Origin of the sequence: Kitasatospora sp. NPDC088351, from assembly GCF_040685575.1 — a bacterium.
Lineage (GTDB): Bacteria > Actinomycetota > Actinomycetes > Streptomycetales > Streptomycetaceae > Kitasatospora.
On record NZ_JBFBIL010000052.1, the window covers coordinates 18,690 to 35,243 of the forward strand.

Genomic DNA, 16,554 nt, shown 5'->3' on the forward strand with positions numbered 1-16,554 from the left:
TTCTTCGGCCACGGAGAGGTGACGCGCCTCGACCATGCGGGGCGTCGCACCCGTGACCGGCGGCGGGCCGACGTGGCAGGCCTGGGCCCGGGCGGGGGCGGAAGCGGAAGCCAGAGCCGAAGCCGGAGCCGCGGATGTCAGCCGAGCTGATCGGCGACCAGGACGGCGAACTCCTCCGGGGTGACGATCCGGATGCCCAGCTCCTCCGCCTTGGCGCGCTTGGAGCCGGCCTTCTCCCCGGCGACCAGCAGCGTGGTGCGCTTGGAGACGGACGAGGAGGCCCTGCCGCCGGCGCGCTCGACGAGTTCGTTCACCGCGTTGCGGGACAGCTCGGCCAGGGCGCCGGTCATGGCACCGGTGACGACCACGTGCTGGCCGGCCAGCGGTCCCACCGCCGCTCCACCCTCGGCCCCCTCGACCCCGTCCTCCACCCCGTCGGCTGCCGCCGTGGACCCGTCGGCCCTGGCCGGTACGACGGGCGCGGTGACCGCGGTACCGACGTTCTGTGCGGTGAGCCGGTCCAACAGGACCGCCACCTCGGCGAGTTCGGCGACGATCACGGCGGCCTTCTCGACACCGATGCCGTCGACCTCGGCGAGCGCCTCGGCGTCGGCCGCCCGGATCGCCGCCAGCGCGCCGAAGTGCGCGGCGATCCGGCGGGACATCGTGCGGCCCGTGCCCCGGATCCCGAGCGCGCAGAACACCCGGTTGAGGGGCTGCGCGCGGGCGGTCTCGATGGCCGCGAGGAGCTTGTCGGCGCTGGTGTCGCCCATCCGGTCCAGGGTGAGGAGCTGCTCCCTGGTGAGGGTGAAGAGGTCGGCGAGGTCGGTGACCAGTCCGGCCTCGACGAGCTGGACGGCCCGGGTGCCGCCAAGGCCCTCGATGTCGAGCTGGTCGCGGCCGGCCGCGTAGATGATCGAGGCGACGGTCTGGCAGGCGCGGCCACGCACACAGCGCCAGCGCTGCTCGGAGGTGTCGATGGCGTCCCCGCACCGTGGGCAGACCTCGGGGAAGACGACCGGCTGCTCGGCACCGGTGCGCTGGTCCGCCAGCGGGGCCTCGACCCGGGGGATGACATCACCCGCGCGGTAGACGAAGACCTGGTCGCCGATCATCAGGCCCCGGCGCTCGATGTCCGCCGGGTTGTGCAGGGTGGCGTAGGTGACGGTGACGCCGTCGATCACCACCGGTTCCAGGACGGCGCGGGGCGCGATGATGCCCGTCCGGCCGACGTTCCACTCCACGCCGAGCAGCCGGGTGACCTTGTGCTGGGCCTGGAGCTTGCGCGCGACCGCCCAGCGCGGGGCGCGGGAGCCGGACCCGGCCTGCTCCTGGTCGGCGACCGCGTCCGCCTTGACCACGACCCCGTCGATCCCGAACGGCAGGGCGGCGCGCAGGGCGGCGATCTCGTCGATCCGCTGCTGCGCCTCGGCGAGGGTGGCACAGCGCCGGGGGTCGGCCGCGGTGCCGGCGGCGGTGTGGGCACCGAGCCCGGCGAGGCGGGCCAGGAGCTCGCCGTGGTCGAGGCCGGGCAGGCCGAGGGCGTCGTAGGCGAAGAAGGTCAGCTCGACGCGGTAGGGGCGGTCCTTGGCGCGCAGAGTCCCGGCGGCGCCGCTGCGGGGGTGGGCGAAGGCCGTCGCGCCGTGGGCGGTGCGGACGGCGTTGGCGTGCTCGAACTGCTCGTGGGTGAGCAGGACTTCGCCGCGCAGCTCGACGTCGAGCGGTTCGGCGAGCCGGTCGGGCAGACCGAGGACGGCGTCGGCGGCGTGGGTGATGTCCTCGCCCGCGAGACCGTCGCCGCGGGTCAGGACCTGGGTGAGGCGGCCGGCCCGGTAACGGGCGGCGACGGCGAGGCCGTCCAGCTTCGGCTCGACGCACCAGGCGGTCACCGGCCGGCCGAGGCGGCGCTCCAGACCGGCCGCCCAGGAGTCCAGCTCCTCCGCCGAGAAGACGTTGTCGAGCGAGAGCATCGGCACCGAGTGCGGAACGTCGCCGACCACCGCGCCGCCGGCGACCTTGCCGGTCGGGGAGTCGGGGAGCACCTCCTGCGGGTGCTCGCGCTCGTAGGCCTCGATCGTGCGCACCAGGGCGTCGTACTCGTCGTCGCCGAGCGGGGTGGTGCCGTCGGCGTAGTAGGCCGCGGCCGCGCGCACGGCGGTGGCGACGGCATCGGCGTAGGCGTCCGGGGAGGCCAAGACAGCGGGAGAGGCCAGGGTGGTTGCGTCCTTCATACCGCCATCATGGCGACTCGCACTGACATTCGCCCCGCACCGGCCGGCGTCAGCGGGGCGGGGGCCCGGTCCGGTAGGCGCCCACCGCGCCCGGGGGCACCAGGCAGGGCAGCAGCCATTCCCAGAGCGCCTCGACCCGGCGCGAGAGCTCCTCCCGGCCGCACCCGCCGCCGGACACCACCTCCAGCCCGCACGCCGCCGTCACCACCAGCGTCTCGGGCCCGACCCCGCCCGAGCGGTCCCGCAGCTCCCCCAACCTGCGTGCCGCGGAGAGCAGTTCCCGCACCATGCCCGCCCATACCGCGTGGAAGCCCTCCACCCCGGACATGGAGCCGACCGGCCCGGTCCCGCCCTGCCACACCCCGCCCTCGCGGCCGAGGCGGAACGCCGCCCGCGTCACCGCGTCCGACTCCAGCGACTCGACCAGCCAGTACCCGGCGTCGATCACCGCCTGCAGCGGCGACGCACCGGCCCGCAGCGTGCCGCAGGCCGCACGCATCGAGCCCTCGGCGCGCTCCAGCACCGCCCGCGCCAACTCCTCCTTGGAGGCGAAGTGGAAGTAGAGCGCCCCCTTCGTCACTCCGGCCGCCCCCGCGATCTGGCCCAGCGTCGCCCCCGCGTAGCCGCTTCTGTCGAAGAGCGCCGCACCCGCCTCGACCAGACGTCCCCGTGTCCGCTCCGACCTCTCCTGCACCACCGAACCCACAACCCTTCACACCCGCAAGCACATCAGGACCGCCGCCGTACCCGCGCCCGGACTGGCGCCGACTCTCGCCCGACCCGGGTGAGGCGTCCGCCGCCCGGAGCACCCTCGCCCCCGGTACCCGCCACCACCTCCGCCCGCTCCGACTCCCCACGCTCCGGCCCCGCCATCAGAACCGAACGCCGCAACCGCCGCAACCCCGCCGACGGCTCCATCCCCAACTCCCGCACCAACGCCCCCCACCGAGGAGGCCCGACCGACCCTCGGCCCCCGCACCCGACACCGCCCCCGGAAACGGCGAAGGCGGCGCCGGACCTCACCGGTCACGCGCCGCCGCCGAATCCCCCTGCCCAGCAAGGACGTTCACGGAGTGACAACACGGGCGAGCCCTACCGGCCCACGTGCCGCCCCCGGCACCACTACGCCACGCCGACGCCCTCCGCCGCCACATCGGCCACCGCCGCCGCACGGGCCGCCGCGACCTCCGCCACGACCTGCGCTCCGCGGTCCGGCCCCATCAGCAACGAGCCCAGGACGCCCGGCACCGCGATGCTCGGCATCACATGCTGGAACAGACCCGCCACCCGACGCTCCAGGTCCACCCGCCCCGACAACTTCTGCGACTGGATCTGCACCCCCGCCCACGACGCCGTCACCAGCCACGCCGAATCCGCCGGCACCACATGCGGCAACAGTTCCCCCCGCTCCCCCGCCGCCACCAGCAACCCCTCCAACCGCACGATCCACCCCGGAACCACACCCCCACCCAGATCCCCGAACGCATCCTGGCCCAACGACAACCGTGCCCCCGCACTCAACAGCGGATCCCGCGGCATCAGATGCGCCACCACCATCCCCGTATCCACGAACTCCTGCAGCTTGCAAACCCGTTCAGGAATCTCCTCCTGAACGAACTGCTCCTCCACCACCCCCTGCGCCAACTCCCGCTTCGACGCGAAATGGAAGTACACCGCCCCCCGCGTCACCCCCGCCCGCGCCACCACCTCACCAATCGTCGCCCCCTCATACCCGAACTCATCGAAAACCGACGCCGCCGCCTCCAGAATCGCCCGACGCGTCCGCACCGCCCGCTCCTGCCGCACCACCACAACCACCCCACCCTGCGCACCTGGAAAACAAAACCAAACACCCCGTATCTTAACAAGCAGCCACCGCCGGGCCACAAGGACGTGACCATGAATCGCCACATCCTCATCACCGGCACCACCGGCTTCATCGGCACCGCCGCCACCCGGGCCGCCCTGCGCACGCCAGGGCGCCGGCCGTGCCCCCTCCACCACCGCACCGCTCCCGTGGTCCCCGCCGACCGGGCGGACCTCGCCGACCCGCACCACCTCGAACTCCTCACCGATTCGCGCGCATAGAAACCGGATATTCGGTATGCAATCCGCGAAGTCCGGCTTGCGGCCGGGCCGATCCGCGAAGCACCCGAACTTCCTGGCGGCCGCGAGCCCACCATTGCTACCCTCTGCCCCATGTCGAGCCCTGAGGCGTCAAGACGCTGACCACCACCGGCCGCCGCACGCGCGGCCCCTGGTGGTACCGCGAGCGCGTTCACCGGCGGATCCGGCCGTTGCCCGGATCCGCTGCCGGGGTTTTTCGACATGGTTGCGGGGTTTGCTGTGCCCTTCGTTCTCTATCTGCTCGCCCTGGCGGTCTTCGCCCAGGGGACTTCCGAGTTCATGCTGTCCGGTCTCGTGCCGGACCTCGCCGACGACCTCCAGGTGTCCGTCCCGGCCGCCGGAGCGCTGAGTTCGGCGTTCGCCGCCGGGATGGTCGTGGGGGCGCCGCTGATGGCGGCGGTCGGGAGCCGCTGGTCGCAGCGGCGCGCGCTCGCGACCTTTCTCGGCGCCTTCCTGCTCGTTCATGTGATCGGTGCGACCACCAGCAGCTACCCGGTGCTGCTCGCCTGCCGGGTGGTCGCCGCGCTCGGTAACGCCGGCTTCCTCGCCGTGGCCCTCAGCACGGCCGTCGGGCTGGTCGCGCCGAACGCCAAGGGGCGCGCCACCGCCGTGCTGCTGGGCGGCACCACCATGGCCTGCGTCGTAGGTGTGCCGGCGGGCGCCCTGCTCGGACAGGTGTGGGGGTGGCGCGCCGCCTTCTGGGCGGTGGCGGTGGTGACGGCACCGGCCCTGATCGCCGTCCTGAGGTCACTGCCCCGCCCGACGGCCGACACCGCGGCCGAGCAGCCGAAGGCTCCCTCCCCTCGCGATGAACTGCGCGCCCTGCGCCGGCCTCGGCCGGTCCGCATCCTGCTGCTCGCCGCCCTGGTGAACGGCGCCACGTTCTGCGGTTTCACCTACCTCGCGCCCCTCGTCACGACCGTCACCGCCATCACGCCCGGATGGGTCCCGGCGGTGCTGGCGCTCTTCGGGCTGGGTGCCTTCGCCGGCGTCACCACGGCGGGCCGCCTGGCCGACACCCGGCCCGGCCTCCTGCTGCCGGCGGGCGGGGCGGTTCTGCTCACCGCCTGGTCGGCCTTCGCGATGACCGCCGACGAGCCGGTCGCCGCCCTCGGACTGGTCCTGCTCCTGGGCTCGTTCTCCTTCGCCGTCGGCGCCACGCTGGTCGCGGAGGTCCTCTACGCGGCACCGGACGCCCCGACGCTCGCGGGCGCCTTCGCCACCGCCGCGTTCAATGCCGGGGCGACGGCCGGCCCGCTCCTCGGCGGCACCGCCATCGACGCGGGCCTCGGCTACCGCTCGCCGCTCTGGGTCAGCGCGGTGCTGGTCGCGGCCGCCCTGCCGCTGGTCCGCACGGTGGGCAGGCGGTAGCCCGGGCACGATGGAACGCCCTAGGATCCGGTGCCACATGATGGTCTGTACCACCGGAAGGCGGGGGACGTCCCGATGCCGATGCACGACGACGGGCTGCAAAAGGGCGGGCGGCTGGAGGTCCGCTTCGAGGGGCTGGCGGAGGAGGCCGGACCGGCGACCTGGGGGCAGCGGACGATCTGGGCACCGATCTCCTGGTACGCGCCCGACGACCACTACTTCAACATCGCGCTGCCGCTGGAACTGCGCCATCCCGTCGAACCGGAGGCGTTCGGGGCGTCGCTGCGGGCGCTGCTGGAGCGGCACGAGTCCCTGCGCACCCTGTACCGCCTGGCACCCGACGGCTCGCTGGAGCAACGGCTGCACGGGCGGGGCATGCTGCCCGTCCGGCTGGTTCCGGCCCCGGCCGGCGAGCCGGTGGCCACCGCCCTGGGGCGCGTCGCCGCGCAGGACAGGGCGGTCCGTTTCGAACTGCTCGGGGACGGGCTGCCGTTGCGGGTCAGTGCGGTGCTGGTGGACGGCCTGGTGGCGGGAGCGGTGCTGACCGTGGCGCACATCGCCGCCGACGGCACCGGAGCGCAGGTGGTGCGGGACGACCTGCGCCGGCTGCTCGTCCAGGCGCGGCGGCGCCCGGGCACCCTGCCGCCGCCACCACCGGGCCGCCGGCCGAGGGAACAGGCCGCGTACGAGGCCGGCCCGCAGGCGGCCGCCCGCAGCAACGCCGCGATCGGCCTCTGGACCCGACAACTCGCCGGGATTCCGGCCTCCCTGTGGCCCGAGGAGGCCGGCCCCGGGGAGGCGGAGCGCTGGTGGGAGGGCGAACTCGTCTGCCCCCGGCTGGACTCGGCGAGCCGGGTGGCGGCGGTCCGCACCGGAACGTCGGCGAGCGCGGTCGTCCTGGCCGCCGTCGGGGTGGAGTTGGGCGAGCGCACGGGTGCCGACGCCGTCCCGCTGAAGGTCATCATGGGCAACCGGGTGAGTGAGGCCCAGCGGACGGCGGTCGGCGCCTTCGCCCAGAACGGCCTTGTCGTCCTGGGGACTTCCGGCGACTTCGACGAACTGGCCCAGCGGGCCTGGCGGTCCCAGATGCAGACCTTCCGGCACGGCCACTACGACCCCGGCGCGCTGGCGGCGGCGGTGGCGGAGGAGGGGAAGCGACGCGGCACCGAACTGGACCTCAACGCGCTCTTCAACGACCACCGCGAACCGGACCGCCCGCCGGGCGGCGGCGCACCGGAGCAGGGGGATCCGGACGGTCTCCCGGCCGGGCGCTTCGGGTGGCGGTCGCGATGGGCCCGGCAGGACTGCAAGTTCTTCTTCGGCCTGGCGCACCGCGACGGCGAGGCGCTCGCCACCCTGCTGGTGGACACCCGGTACTTCCCCGCAGCCGAGGTCGAGCCCTTCCTCCGAGCGGTGGAGGAACGCGTCACCCGGGCCGCGCGCTGACCCAACCCATCGGCCCTGGCGGGCGTTCGCAGCGGACCGGGGTGCTCGCCGTCGCCGCGAACGCCGCCGACGTATCGGGCGGGGACCCGGGTTCCCCCTGAGTCACGCCTGCGGGAAACCGCCGGACACCGCGCGGCACCTGCCGAGGTGCCGTCAGCTCCCTCCCGGGCCGGCCACACCGTGCCCGACCGCCAGGTGCTCGGCGAGCGCGCCGAGGCTGCGCAGGAAGTCGCCGCCGTCGTCGAGGTCGAGGAAGACCTCGAACCGCTCCTCCACCGCGTCCACCAGGCGGAGTTGGGCGAGCGAACCAATGCCCAGCGCGACGAACGGGGTGTCTGCCGCGGCCATCAGCTCGGCGGCGGTCACGGCTCCGTCGGAGGCCTCGGCGACGAAGCCGGCCAGGATGGTCAGCAGGCCCTCGGCCTGAACGGTGCTCACACGGTCGGTCACAGCTGCTCCTTCACGGCCTCGGCGAGGCCGGTCGCATGGGGGGTGTCGAAGAAGACGTCGAACTCGACGTCCACGCCGTGGGACGTACGGATCCGGGCGGCGGTGTCCACCCGCTCGAAGGTGATCCGCCGCGAAAGGTGGAAGCCGGTGCGCGCGGCGCCGAGGCGCTCGGTCAGCCAGACGCCCTGCCGCGAAAGGCCGACGGCGGTGGGGGTGACGGGGGACGGTTCGGGGATGCGGTCGGGCATCGACAGCTCGCTTCGGAGTCGGGAGGTGCCAGGGGAGGGGGAGACGCGCAGGGGCACTCCGGTCGGACGGCGGGTACGCCGACGCGCCGGGTGACGCCGAGGACGGCGGGTGGGCCGTGAAGGTGGAGGTACGAAGGCGGGAAGGCGGGGCCCTGACGGAGCGGCGGTCCCGGTCAGGCCGGGGCGGCCAGCAGTTCGCGCACGGCGCGCTTGAGCGGCTTACCGCCCTCATTGCGCGGCAGCGTGTCCAGGGTGGTGATCCGGACGGGGATCTCGTGCCCGGCGAGCCGGTCGGCGAGGAAGGCCCGGAGGTCGGCCGGTTCGAACCCGGCGCCGGGGACGGGGACGACGGCCGCGCCGACGCTCATCCCGAGGACGGGGTGCGGCAGCCCGACGACGGCCACCTCGGCGACCGCCGGGTGCTCCAGCGCCGCCGCCTCGACCTGGAGGGTGGAGACCTTGTACGCACCGGACTTGATGACATCGGACTCGCGATCCACCAGGTGCAGGTAGCCGTCCTCGTCGAGGAAGCCGACGTCGCCCATCCGGACCCAGCCGGTGCGGAAGACCGCCGCGCTCGCCTCGGTGTCACGGTAGTAGGCGCGCTGGGCCCCGGGCGAGCGCAGGTGGACGTCCCCGGTCTCCCCCGGCGGCAGCGGTCGGCCGTCCGGCCCGGCCACCATGACCGTGCCGTGTACGGCCAGGCCGAGTGCGGTCGGGCGGTCCGGGTCGTAGATCATCGCGGTCTGCGCGGGCGCGGCCTCGGTGGAGGTGTAGTAGTTGACCACGGTGGCGTTGGGGAACGCCCGGGTCAGCGCGGCGGCCACGGTGGGCGGCAGCGCGGCGGCGGTCGAGCCGAGCAGTCGTACCGAGGAGAGGTCGTAGCGGGTGTGCACGCCGGCGTTGAGCAGTTCGGCGGCCATCGCGGGGACCACGAACACGCTTCCCACCGACCGCTGTTGGATCAGCCGGGCGAACCGGCCCGGAGTGAAGCGGGTGGCGACCAGGGCGGCCGGGTGTGCGGTGAGCGCGTTGATCAGCATGGTCTGCCCGGCGTTGGTGCCGACCGCGAAGGAGTGCAGGAACTCCTCCGAGTGCGCCAGCGGCCGGTGCCTGGCCGTCGGCCGGGTGCCGTGGACGACGTTGCCGTGGGTGGCGAGGACACCCTTGGGGCGCCCGGTGGTGCCCGAGGTGTAGAGCACCTGGGCCAGGTGCTCGGCGGTGACCTCCGGCAACTCCACGTCCTCCAGAGCCGGTTCGGGCACTTCGGCGGCCAGCTCGGCGGGCCCGGCGACCCACCAGGAACCGCCGGGTACGGTCGCGGCGGGGCCCGCGATCAGGCCGGCGGCCCCGCAGTGGCGCAGCACATAGGCGACCGCCTCGGCCGGCTGGCGGTCCGAGACCGGCACGGCGACGGCGCCGGCCCTGGTCACCGCGCAGTAGTGGACGGCGAATTCGGGCCAGTCGCGCAGTCCGAAGAGCAGGCCGACCCGGTCACCGGGCCGGATTCCGCGCCGGACCAGGGCGGTCGCCGCGGCGGTCGAGCGGTCCTGCCACTGGGCGAAGGTCAGCCGCTGCCCGTCGTCCGTGCTGATCGCCGTGCGGTCGGGCTGTGCCGCCGAGCGGAGCTCCAGCAGACCGTGCACGGTGCGGCCGGCCGGCGGCCCGGCCACCCGGGCCGCACCGGAAGCGGTCCCGCCGACGGCAGTCCCACCGGCAGCGCCCCCATCGGACGCAGTCCCGCCGGAAGCGTTTTCGGCATCGCCAACCGTGGCTCTGTGCATGGAACCTGACACTCTCCCCGTTGCCCCATCAGGCCGGCCCCGAACACCTCTCCATAGGGCATTGGTCCAGACCTGGCTGAGAGAGTGGCACAGCCGAACTCCGAGGGTCAAGGAACTGCCGGAATCTTCCGCGCGAAGAATCCGCAGGTCGTCGGTGCTATGCGCGTAGCACCCGGGGCGGCTCCCCCACCGCGACACCCCACCGGTTCGGCCACGCACGGCCGGACCGGCGTCGCCGCGCCACCGGCCCGCCCGCGCCCGGCAGCACCCGCCAGGACCCAGCTGGGCCGTCCGGGTGAACAACCGCATGCGGGGCCGGACGTATCCGCCTAGCGTGGCCCCAGGCGGCCCGGCCCGCGTTCGACCGGCCACCCGGCCCGCATCGGCACCGCCGTCGCACCGCCGCCACCGCACCAGCCAGGAGACCCGCTGACCATGACTGCCACCCTCTCCGACCTCACCGGCGACTACGTACTGGACCCCGCGCACACCCGGATCGGATTCGTGGCGCGCCACGCCATGGTGACCAAGGTCCGCGGGTCCTTTCACACCTTCGAGGGCACCGCCCATCTGGACGGCGGCGACCCGGGCCGCTCCACCGGCCGGGTGTCGATCACCACCGACAGCATCGACACCGGCAATGAGCAGCGGGACGGCCACCTGCGTACCAACGACTTCCTCGACGCCCCCAACTTCCCGGCGATCACCTTCACTTCGACGGCGGTCGAGCGGAAGAGCGACACCGACTACGTGGTCACCGGCGATCTCACCATCAAGGAGACGACCCGCCCGGTCAGCATCGACTTCGAGTACACCGGCAACGCGCGCGACCCGTTCGGCAACCTCCGGGTCGGTCTGGAGGGCTCGGTCACGATCAGCCGGAAGGACTACGGCATCACCTGGAACGCCGCGCTGGAGGGCGGTGGCGTCCTGGTCGGCGACAAGGTGGTGCTGGAGTTCGACATCTCCGCGATCAAGCAGGAGTAGTCCGCCGTTCGGGCGCTCCACCGCCCGCCGCCCGGGCGGGTACCGCGGCCGAGGAGCCGTGGTACCCGCCCGGGCCGCCGTCAGCGCTTGCCGCAGAAGGCCGCGTTCAGGAAGGCCCAGTCCGCCTGCGCCTGCGCCGTCTGCTCGGCCTCACCACCACGCGGGGTGAAGGAGAGCGCGACCTGCCGGTCCGCGGTCCCCCAGAGCTCGGTGGAGTAGCCGAAGATCCCGCCGTTGTGGCCGAGGATCTCCCCGCACGAAAGCTGCACCCGGGCCAGCCCGAGCCCGTACTCCGCCTGGACCTTCTTCTCCTCCCCGAGCGGGATCATCGAGGTCATCTCGCGCATCAGCGAGGGCTTCAGCAGCTTGCCTCCGATCAGGGCGCGTTCGAAGCGGAGCAGGTCGTCGGTGGTCGAGATCAGCTCCCCCGCGGCACCGGCCCAGGACGGGTTGTGTTCGGTCACGTCCACGTCGTTCTGGGCCGGGTCGGGAGACTCGCCCAGCGTGAGGTAGCCGTGCGCGTGCGGCCCCGGGATGCCCCTGGAAAGTCCGGGGAAGGTGGTCCGCGTCATCCCGAGCGGCCGCAGGATGCGCGCCGAGACCTCCTGCGCGTAGCCGTGCCCGGTGACCCGCTCGATGATCATGCCGAGCAGGGTGTAGTTGACATTGGAGTAGTGGTGCCGCGTCCCCGGCGGGAAGTACGGCGCGTGCGCCGTCGACGCGGCCACCAGCTCGCGCGCGGTGACGGTGCGGTTCAGCCCGCCCTTGGCGACCCACTCCCGGAGCGCGGGGAGATCGGCCTCGTCGGGGAAGATCCCGCCCTTCTCGTTGGTCGGGTCCCAGAGTCCGGAACTGTGGTTGAGCAACTGACGGAGGGTGATGTTCGCACCGTTCGGGATGAGCCCCGGCAGGTAGCGCTCCACCGGGTCGTCCAGGCCGAGCCGGTGCTCTCCCGAGAGCTGGAGCACGGTGGTGGCGACGAACATCTTGGTGACGCTCCCCGCCCGGAAGCGTCCGTCCCCGCGCACCGGCGCGCCCGTGGCCTGGTCCGACACCCCCGAGGTGCCGCGCCAGACCCCGGCACGGTCACGGATCTCCGCGATGGCGGAGGTCGCGCCGGCCCGGGTCAGCCCTTCCAGCGCGGTCTGCCGCTGCCCCCCGCCGAAGGTGCCGGCCACATTCTCGGCGCCGGCCGTGCCGACCGTGTCCACGGCGCCCACCGTGGACGCGACGGCCGGTACGGCCGGAGCCGCCAGTGCCAGACAGACCGCTGCGGCCAGTCCGCAGGCGAAACGATGTTTCATAAGCCCTCCCCTTGGTCAAGGCGGACGCCCCGTCCGCCTTGTCGCCAGCCTGGCCGTTGCACGGCCTTCGGGTCGTCGCCCCAGGTGAGGAGCCGAGGGTAGATCGGCAGAGGTACCCCGGTACGCCGCCGGGAGGAGACGGGCCCGCCGAGAACGCGCCCAGCGGCGTACGCCCGACGGCCGCGCTCCCGGCTCAGGGGAGCACGGCGACCGCCTCGACCTCGACGAGCTGGTTGTCGTACCCCAGCACGGTCACGCCGAGCAGGGTGCTGGGCACGTCATGCCCGCCCAGGTACCCCCGGTAGACGTTCCACACCTTCACCAGGTCTGCCTGATCCGAGGAGGCGACGTAGACGGTGGTCCGGACGAGGTCGGTCAGCGCGGCGCCCTCTCCTTCGAGCACGGCTCTCAGGTTGCGCATCGCCTGGTGGGCCTGCCCCTCGTAGTCGCCCAGCGCGACCGTCCGCCCCTCCGTGTCCAGCGGGCAGGCGCCGGCGAGCCAGAGCGACCGGACCGGCGCGTCGACGGCCGCCCCGTAGGCGTAGTCCACGGCCTGGGTGAGCTGCGGGTTGCGAATCAGTCGGACGGCACTGCTCATCGGGCTCTCCAGAGGTCGAAGGGCGTTCACCGTCCATGCTTGGCAGGTGGTGATCACCCGTCAACCGATTTACCGGCGGACGGTCCGCGCCCCCGGCCCGCGCCTTCCGGCGCCCGTGCTCCCGGTTCACCGCTGTGGGTGATGGCGGGTCGGACCGCCCGGCCGGGATCCTGGTGCTCCGTCGGACAGCGGGTGTCGGACAGCGGAGCGCAAGGGGTCTGCCATGGTCTTGTCGTCCTCGGGTCGAGGTGTCGGCCGCCGCCGGGTGCTGGGGCTGGCCCTGGGGGCGGGCGTCGCCCCGGCACTGGCGGCCGCCCCGGCGGGGGCCGCGGCCCCGGCCACCACCGCGCGGTCCCCCGAGCCGTCCGCCGAGCCGGGCCCGCTCGGCCGGCGGGTCGCCGAGGTGGCGGCCGCGCAGACCGGGGTGCCGTACGCGTGGGGTGGCGGCGACCGACTGGGGGCGGGCCTCGGGTTCTGCGACGAGGAGAACGGCTGTCTGAACGGCAAGTGCCTCGGCGAGAGCACGGTCGGCTTCGACTGCAGCGGGCTCTCCCTGTACTGCTGGTACCGGGCCAGCGGCGGCGCGGTGGAGCTCGCGCACTACACCGTCGCCCAGTACCACCGCTCCGCCGCCGTGGCGCGCGCCGACCTGCTCCCCGGCGACCTGCTCTTCTTCTCCCGCCCGGACGCTCCGCTGCACCACGTCGGGATCTATGCGGGCGGGGGCGCGATGATCCACGCCGAGCACACCGGGACGCTGGTCGCCCGCCTTGAGGGCGTGCTCGAAATCCCCCGCTGGGCAGGCGAGTTCGCGGGCGCCAGGCGCCCGTCGGCACTCGGGTAGCGGCTGCTCCGCGTCGGCCGGCCCCTGGTGGACGCGGAGCGGCAACCCTGGAGCGCCTGGCACTCCTGTGCGCCCGGCGGCGCGAGGACGTCGTCCCGCACCGCGCGGGCCTCGGCGCCCACCGGGACGTCGCGGACCGGGCCGTCCTCGGGCGGCGGGTGCGGCGGCCGCCCCGGCCGACGCACCGCTCCCCCTCACAGGGCCGCCTACACGGCACCGTCCCACAGGTCGGCGCCGTCCCACAGGTCGGAGCTGCCCGCCGCGACCAGGGCGCCGATCCGGGCCAGGGCCTGGCCGGCGGGCAGCGGGTCAAGTCGGCGGCCGTCGCGCAGCCGCAGGGCGACCAGGTCGTCCGCCGCCTCCCTGGCCCCGACGACGGCCTGGTAGGGCACCAGTCGGGCCGCCCGGATCCGGGCACCCAGGCTGCCGTGCTCGGGCCCGGCGACCTCGGCCCGCAGGCCCACGTCGAGGCAGCGCTGCCGGAGCCGGTCCGCCGGTGGCAGTTCGTCGTCGGAGACGGGCAGCAGCACGATCTGAGTGGGGGCCAGCCAGGCCGGGAACGCGCCGCCGTACAGCTCGATGAGGTGGGCGACCACTCGTTCGACGCTGCCGATGACACTGCGGTGGACCATCACCGGCCGGTGCCTGGCGCCGTCGGCGCCGATGTAGCGCAGGCCGAAGCGCTCCGGCTGGTGGAAGTCGATCTGCACGGTGGAGAGGGTGGACTCGCGCCCGGCGGCGTCGGCGATCTGGATGTCGATCTTGGGCCCGTAGAACGCCGCCTCCCCCTCGGTCGCCTCGAACGGTACCCCGGAGCGCTCCAGCACCTCGGTCAGCAGCGCGGTGGCCCGCTCCCAGAGCGCCGGATCGGCCACGTACTTGCCGCCCTCTCCGGGCAGCGAGAGGCGATAGCGGACCGGACGAATGCCGAGCGCGCGGTGCGCCTCGCGGATGAGCTCCAGCGCGGCCACCGCCTCGTCGCCGGCCTGCTCGGGGGTGCAGAAGACATGCCCGTCGTTGAGCTGGATCGCCCGCACCCGGGTCAGCCCGCCGAGCACCCCGGACGGCTCGGAGCGGTACATACTACCCAACTCGGCCATCCTGAGCGGAAGTTCCCGGTAGCTTCGGGCCCTGGAGCGATAGATCAGGGCATGGTGCGGACAGAGGCTGGGCCGCAGCACGACCTGCTCGGCGCCCAGGTCCATCGGAGGGAACATGTCCTCGCGGTAGTGCGACCAGTGGCCGGAGATCTCGTACAGCTCGCGTTTGCCGAGCACCGGCGAGTACACGTGCCGGTAGCCGGCCCGCCGCTCACGCTCACGGATGAACTCCTCCAGGGTGTGCCGGACGGCAGCCCCGGCCGGCAGCCAGTACGGCAGGCCGGAGCCCATCAGCGGGTCGGTGTCGAAGAGTTCGAGCTCGCGGCCGAGCTTGCGATGGTCGTGCATGGCGGTGGTCTCCACTCGGTTCTGCGGGCGAGTGGACCGGTACGGCGAAGCCCCGGGGCACTCACCCCGGGGCTTCGGACTAGCTCAGCAGTCAGCGCGCCGGGACTCTCTCCGGCGTCGTCGTGACGACAACAGCGCGCTTCATGGTCGCCACGGTAGCAGGCCGACGGCCCCTGAGGCAGGAAATCTGGCGGGACACCGAAGACCCCGCGGTGCTCAGTGCGGGGACCACGCAGCCGCGCGCCGGCGGGGCCCACCCGAGGCGGGTGGCGGCCCTCGCCGTCCCGGCGGATCACATGTTGATCATGTGACCGGCCAGCCCGTGGATCGCCTCCTTGACCGCCTCGCCGAGGGTCGGGTGGGCGTGGACGTTGCGGGCGACCTCGTGCACCGTCAGGTCCCACTGCTGCGCCAGGGTCAGTTCCGGCAGCAGCTCGGTGACCTCGGGCCCGATCAGGTGGGCGCCGAGCAGCTCACCGTGCCTGCCGTCGCTGATGACCTTGACGAATCCGATCGGGTGCCCGAGGCCGTGCGCCTTGCCGTTGGCGGCGAACGGGAACTTGGCGACCTTGACGTCGTGTCCCAGCTCCCGGGCCTGTGCCTCGGTGTAGCCGAAGCTGGCGATCTGCGGCTGGCAGTAGGTCGCGCGCGGGATCATCACGAAGTCCAGCTCCATGGTCTCCGCCCCGCCGATGGTCTCGGCGGCGATCACACCCATCGACTCGGCCGCGTGGGCGAGCATCAGCTTGGCGGTGACGTCACCGATCGCGAAGATGTGCTCGACGCTGGTCCGGCCGCGCCCGTCCACGGCGATCGCGCCCCGGTCGGTGAGCTTGACGCCGGTGTTCTCCAGGCCGTAGCCGTGCACCCGGGGTGCGAAGCCGATCGCCTGGAGCACCTTGTCGGCCTCCAGGACCTGCTGCTGCCCGTCGCGGACCACGGTGACCTTCACCCTGGCGGCCGGGTCGCTGTCGTCGATGGACTCCACCCGGGTGGAGGTGAGCACCTCGATGCCGAGCTTGCGGTACTGCTTGGCGAGTTCGGCGGAGACCTCGACGTCCTCCAGCGGCACCATCCGGTCGAGGAACTCGACGATGGTGACCTTCACCCCGTAGTTGTGCAGCACGTAGGCGAACTCGACGCCGATCGCGCCGGCGCCCGCGATGATGATGCTGCCCGGAAGCTCCTCGGCGAGGATCTGCTCCTCGTAGGTGACCACGCGGTCGCTGAGGCTGGTGCCGGGGAGCAGCCGGGTGGTGGCGCCGGCCGCGATGACGCAGTGGTCGAAGGTGACGACCTCGAAGCCGCCGCCGCTGAGCGCGACCTGGAGGGTGCGGTCGTCGACGAAGGTGCCCCGGCCGTCGTACTCGGTGATGCCGTTCTTCTTCATCAGGTAGTGGACGCCCTTGACCCGGCCGTCGGCGACCGAGCGGCTGCGGCGGAACGCCTCGCCGTAGTCGAAGCTGACCTGGCCCTCGACCTTGATGCCGAAGGTCTTGGCCTCCTTGGTGACGATGTGCGCCAGCTCGGCGTTGCGCAGCAGCGCCTTGGAGGGGATGCAGCCGACGTTCAGACAGACCCCGCCCCAGTACTTCGCCTCGATGACGGCGGTGCGCAGGCCCAGCTGAGAGGCCCGGACGGCGGCGGTGTAGCCGCCGGGGCCCGCGCCGAGGACGACGACGTCGTAGTGCGTGCTGCTCATGGTGCTGACTCCTC

General features: G+C 73.3%; 15 protein-coding genes. 5 read left to right on the forward strand and 10 right to left on the reverse strand.

Features of this window, described 5'->3' with window-relative positions:
* Nucleotides 1-137: 137 nt before the first annotated feature.
* The 3 genes from ligA to AB0P06_RS28560 form a co-directional block, all read right to left on the reverse strand.
* Nucleotides 138-2,231, reverse strand: a complete 2,094-nt coding sequence (gene ligA / locus AB0P06_RS28550; RefSeq protein WP_363612263.1) for an NAD-dependent DNA ligase LigA — start codon at nt 2,229-2,231, stop codon at nt 138-140.
* A 49-nt stretch (nt 2,232-2,280) separates the two neighbouring features.
* Complete coding sequence (locus AB0P06_RS28555) at nt 2,281-2,928, reverse strand: ScbR family autoregulator-binding transcription factor (protein WP_363612265.1); 648 nt, start codon at nt 2,926-2,928, stop codon at nt 2,281-2,283.
* A gap of 425 nt (nt 2,929-3,353) precedes the next feature.
* Entirely contained in the window at nt 3,354-4,043 is a 690-nt protein-coding gene (locus AB0P06_RS28560; RefSeq protein WP_363612267.1) for a ScbR family autoregulator-binding transcription factor, read from the reverse strand.
* Nucleotides 4,044-4,130: 87 nt separating this feature from the next.
* Between AB0P06_RS28560 and AB0P06_RS28565 the strand changes: the two genes are divergently transcribed.
* The 3 genes from AB0P06_RS28565 (at nt 4,131) to AB0P06_RS28575 (ending at nt 7,175) form a co-directional block, all read left to right on the forward strand.
* Nucleotides 4,131-4,319: a hypothetical protein gene (locus AB0P06_RS28565; protein ID WP_363612269.1), complete on the forward strand. Its 189-nt coding sequence runs from the start codon at nt 4,131-4,133 to the stop codon at nt 4,317-4,319.
* A gap of 258 nt (nt 4,320-4,577) precedes the next feature.
* Entirely contained in the window at nt 4,578-5,729 is a 1,152-nt protein-coding gene (locus tag AB0P06_RS28570) for a Cmx/CmrA family chloramphenicol efflux MFS transporter (protein ID WP_363612271.1), read from the forward strand.
* A 75-nt stretch (nt 5,730-5,804) separates the two neighbouring features.
* Nucleotides 5,805-7,175, forward strand: coding sequence for a condensation domain-containing protein (locus AB0P06_RS28575; protein ID WP_363612273.1), 1,371 nt, complete (start codon nt 5,805-5,807; stop codon nt 7,173-7,175).
* Between the two features lie 153 nt (nt 7,176-7,328).
* Here AB0P06_RS28575 and AB0P06_RS28580 read toward each other — a convergent pair whose 3' ends face one another.
* The 3 genes from AB0P06_RS28580 to AB0P06_RS28590 form a co-directional block, all read right to left on the reverse strand.
* Nucleotides 7,329-7,625, reverse strand: a complete 297-nt coding sequence (locus AB0P06_RS28580) for a phosphopantetheine-binding protein (protein ID WP_363612275.1) — start codon at nt 7,623-7,625, stop codon at nt 7,329-7,331.
* Nucleotides 7,622-7,873, reverse strand: a complete 252-nt coding sequence (locus tag AB0P06_RS28585; protein WP_363612277.1) for a hypothetical protein — start codon at nt 7,871-7,873, stop codon at nt 7,622-7,624. Before AB0P06_RS28585 ends, AB0P06_RS28580 begins: the two co-directional genes overlap by 4 nt.
* A 173-nt stretch (nt 7,874-8,046) precedes the next feature.
* Nucleotides 8,047-9,546 carry a class I adenylate-forming enzyme family protein gene (locus AB0P06_RS28590; protein ID WP_363612279.1) on the reverse strand — a complete coding sequence of 500 codons (1,500 nt, stop codon included), beginning with the start codon at nt 9,544-9,546 and terminating at the stop codon, nt 8,047-8,049.
* Between the two features lie 546 nt (nt 9,547-10,092).
* Between AB0P06_RS28590 and AB0P06_RS28595 the strand changes: the two genes are divergently transcribed.
* On the forward strand, nt 10,093-10,644 hold the full coding sequence (locus AB0P06_RS28595) for a YceI family protein (protein ID WP_363612281.1): 552 nt from the start codon (nt 10,093-10,095) through the stop codon (nt 10,642-10,644).
* Nucleotides 10,645-10,724: 80 nt separating this feature from the next.
* On the opposite strand, the gene AB0P06_RS28600 is transcribed toward AB0P06_RS28595, so the two are convergent.
* Both AB0P06_RS28600 and AB0P06_RS28605 read right to left on the reverse strand, forming a co-directional pair.
* A complete protein-coding gene (locus AB0P06_RS28600) occupies nt 10,725-11,948 on the reverse strand; it encodes a serine hydrolase domain-containing protein (RefSeq protein ID WP_363612283.1) in 1,224 nt (407 codons plus the stop codon).
* Between the two features lie 193 nt (nt 11,949-12,141).
* Nucleotides 12,142-12,546 (reverse strand): RidA family protein, encoded by a 405-nt coding sequence (locus AB0P06_RS28605; protein WP_363612285.1) that lies wholly within the window; start codon nt 12,544-12,546, stop codon nt 12,142-12,144.
* A gap of 223 nt (nt 12,547-12,769) precedes the next feature.
* On the opposite strand from AB0P06_RS28605, the gene AB0P06_RS28610 reads away from it, so the two are divergent.
* Complete coding sequence (locus AB0P06_RS28610) at nt 12,770-13,390, forward strand: C40 family peptidase (protein WP_363612287.1); 621 nt, start codon at nt 12,770-12,772, stop codon at nt 13,388-13,390.
* A 206-nt stretch (nt 13,391-13,596) separates the two neighbouring features.
* On the opposite strand, the gene thrS is transcribed toward AB0P06_RS28610, so the two are convergent.
* Nucleotides 13,597-14,853, reverse strand: a complete 1,257-nt coding sequence (thrS, locus tag AB0P06_RS28615) for a threonine--tRNA ligase (RefSeq protein WP_363612289.1) — start codon at nt 14,851-14,853, stop codon at nt 13,597-13,599.
* Nucleotides 14,854-15,130: 277 nt separating this feature from the next.
* Nucleotides 15,131-16,540 carry a dihydrolipoyl dehydrogenase gene (lpdA, locus tag AB0P06_RS28620; RefSeq protein ID WP_363612291.1) on the reverse strand — a complete coding sequence of 470 codons (1,410 nt, stop codon included), beginning with the start codon at nt 16,538-16,540 and terminating at the stop codon, nt 15,131-15,133.
* Nucleotides 16,541-16,554: the final 14 nt, after the last annotated feature.

Coding starts and splice junctions, on each gene's coding strand:
- ligA (WP_363612263.1), bottom strand. CDS start 2,231: ATGAAGGACGCAACCACCCTGGCCTCTCCCGCTGTCTTGGCCTCCCCG.
- AB0P06_RS28565 (WP_363612269.1), top strand. CDS start 4,131: ATGAATCGCCACATCCTCATCACCGGCACCACCGGCTTCATCGGCACC.
- AB0P06_RS28575 (WP_363612273.1), top strand. CDS start 5,805: ATGCCGATGCACGACGACGGGCTGCAAAAGGGCGGGCGGCTGGAGGTC.
- AB0P06_RS28585 (WP_363612277.1), bottom strand. CDS start 7,873: ATGCCCGACCGCATCCCCGAACCGTCCCCCGTCACCCCCACCGCCGTC.
- AB0P06_RS28595 (WP_363612281.1), top strand. CDS start 10,093: ATGACTGCCACCCTCTCCGACCTCACCGGCGACTACGTACTGGACCCC.
- AB0P06_RS28600 (WP_363612283.1), bottom strand. CDS start 11,948: ATGAAACATCGTTTCGCCTGCGGACTGGCCGCAGCGGTCTGTCTGGCA.
- AB0P06_RS28605 (WP_363612285.1), bottom strand. CDS start 12,546: ATGAGCAGTGCCGTCCGACTGATTCGCAACCCGCAGCTCACCCAGGCC.
- AB0P06_RS28610 (WP_363612287.1), top strand. CDS start 12,770: ATGGTCTTGTCGTCCTCGGGTCGAGGTGTCGGCCGCCGCCGGGTGCTG.
- lpdA (WP_363612291.1), bottom strand. CDS start 16,540: ATGAGCAGCACGCACTACGACGTCGTCGTCCTCGGCGCGGGCCCCGGC.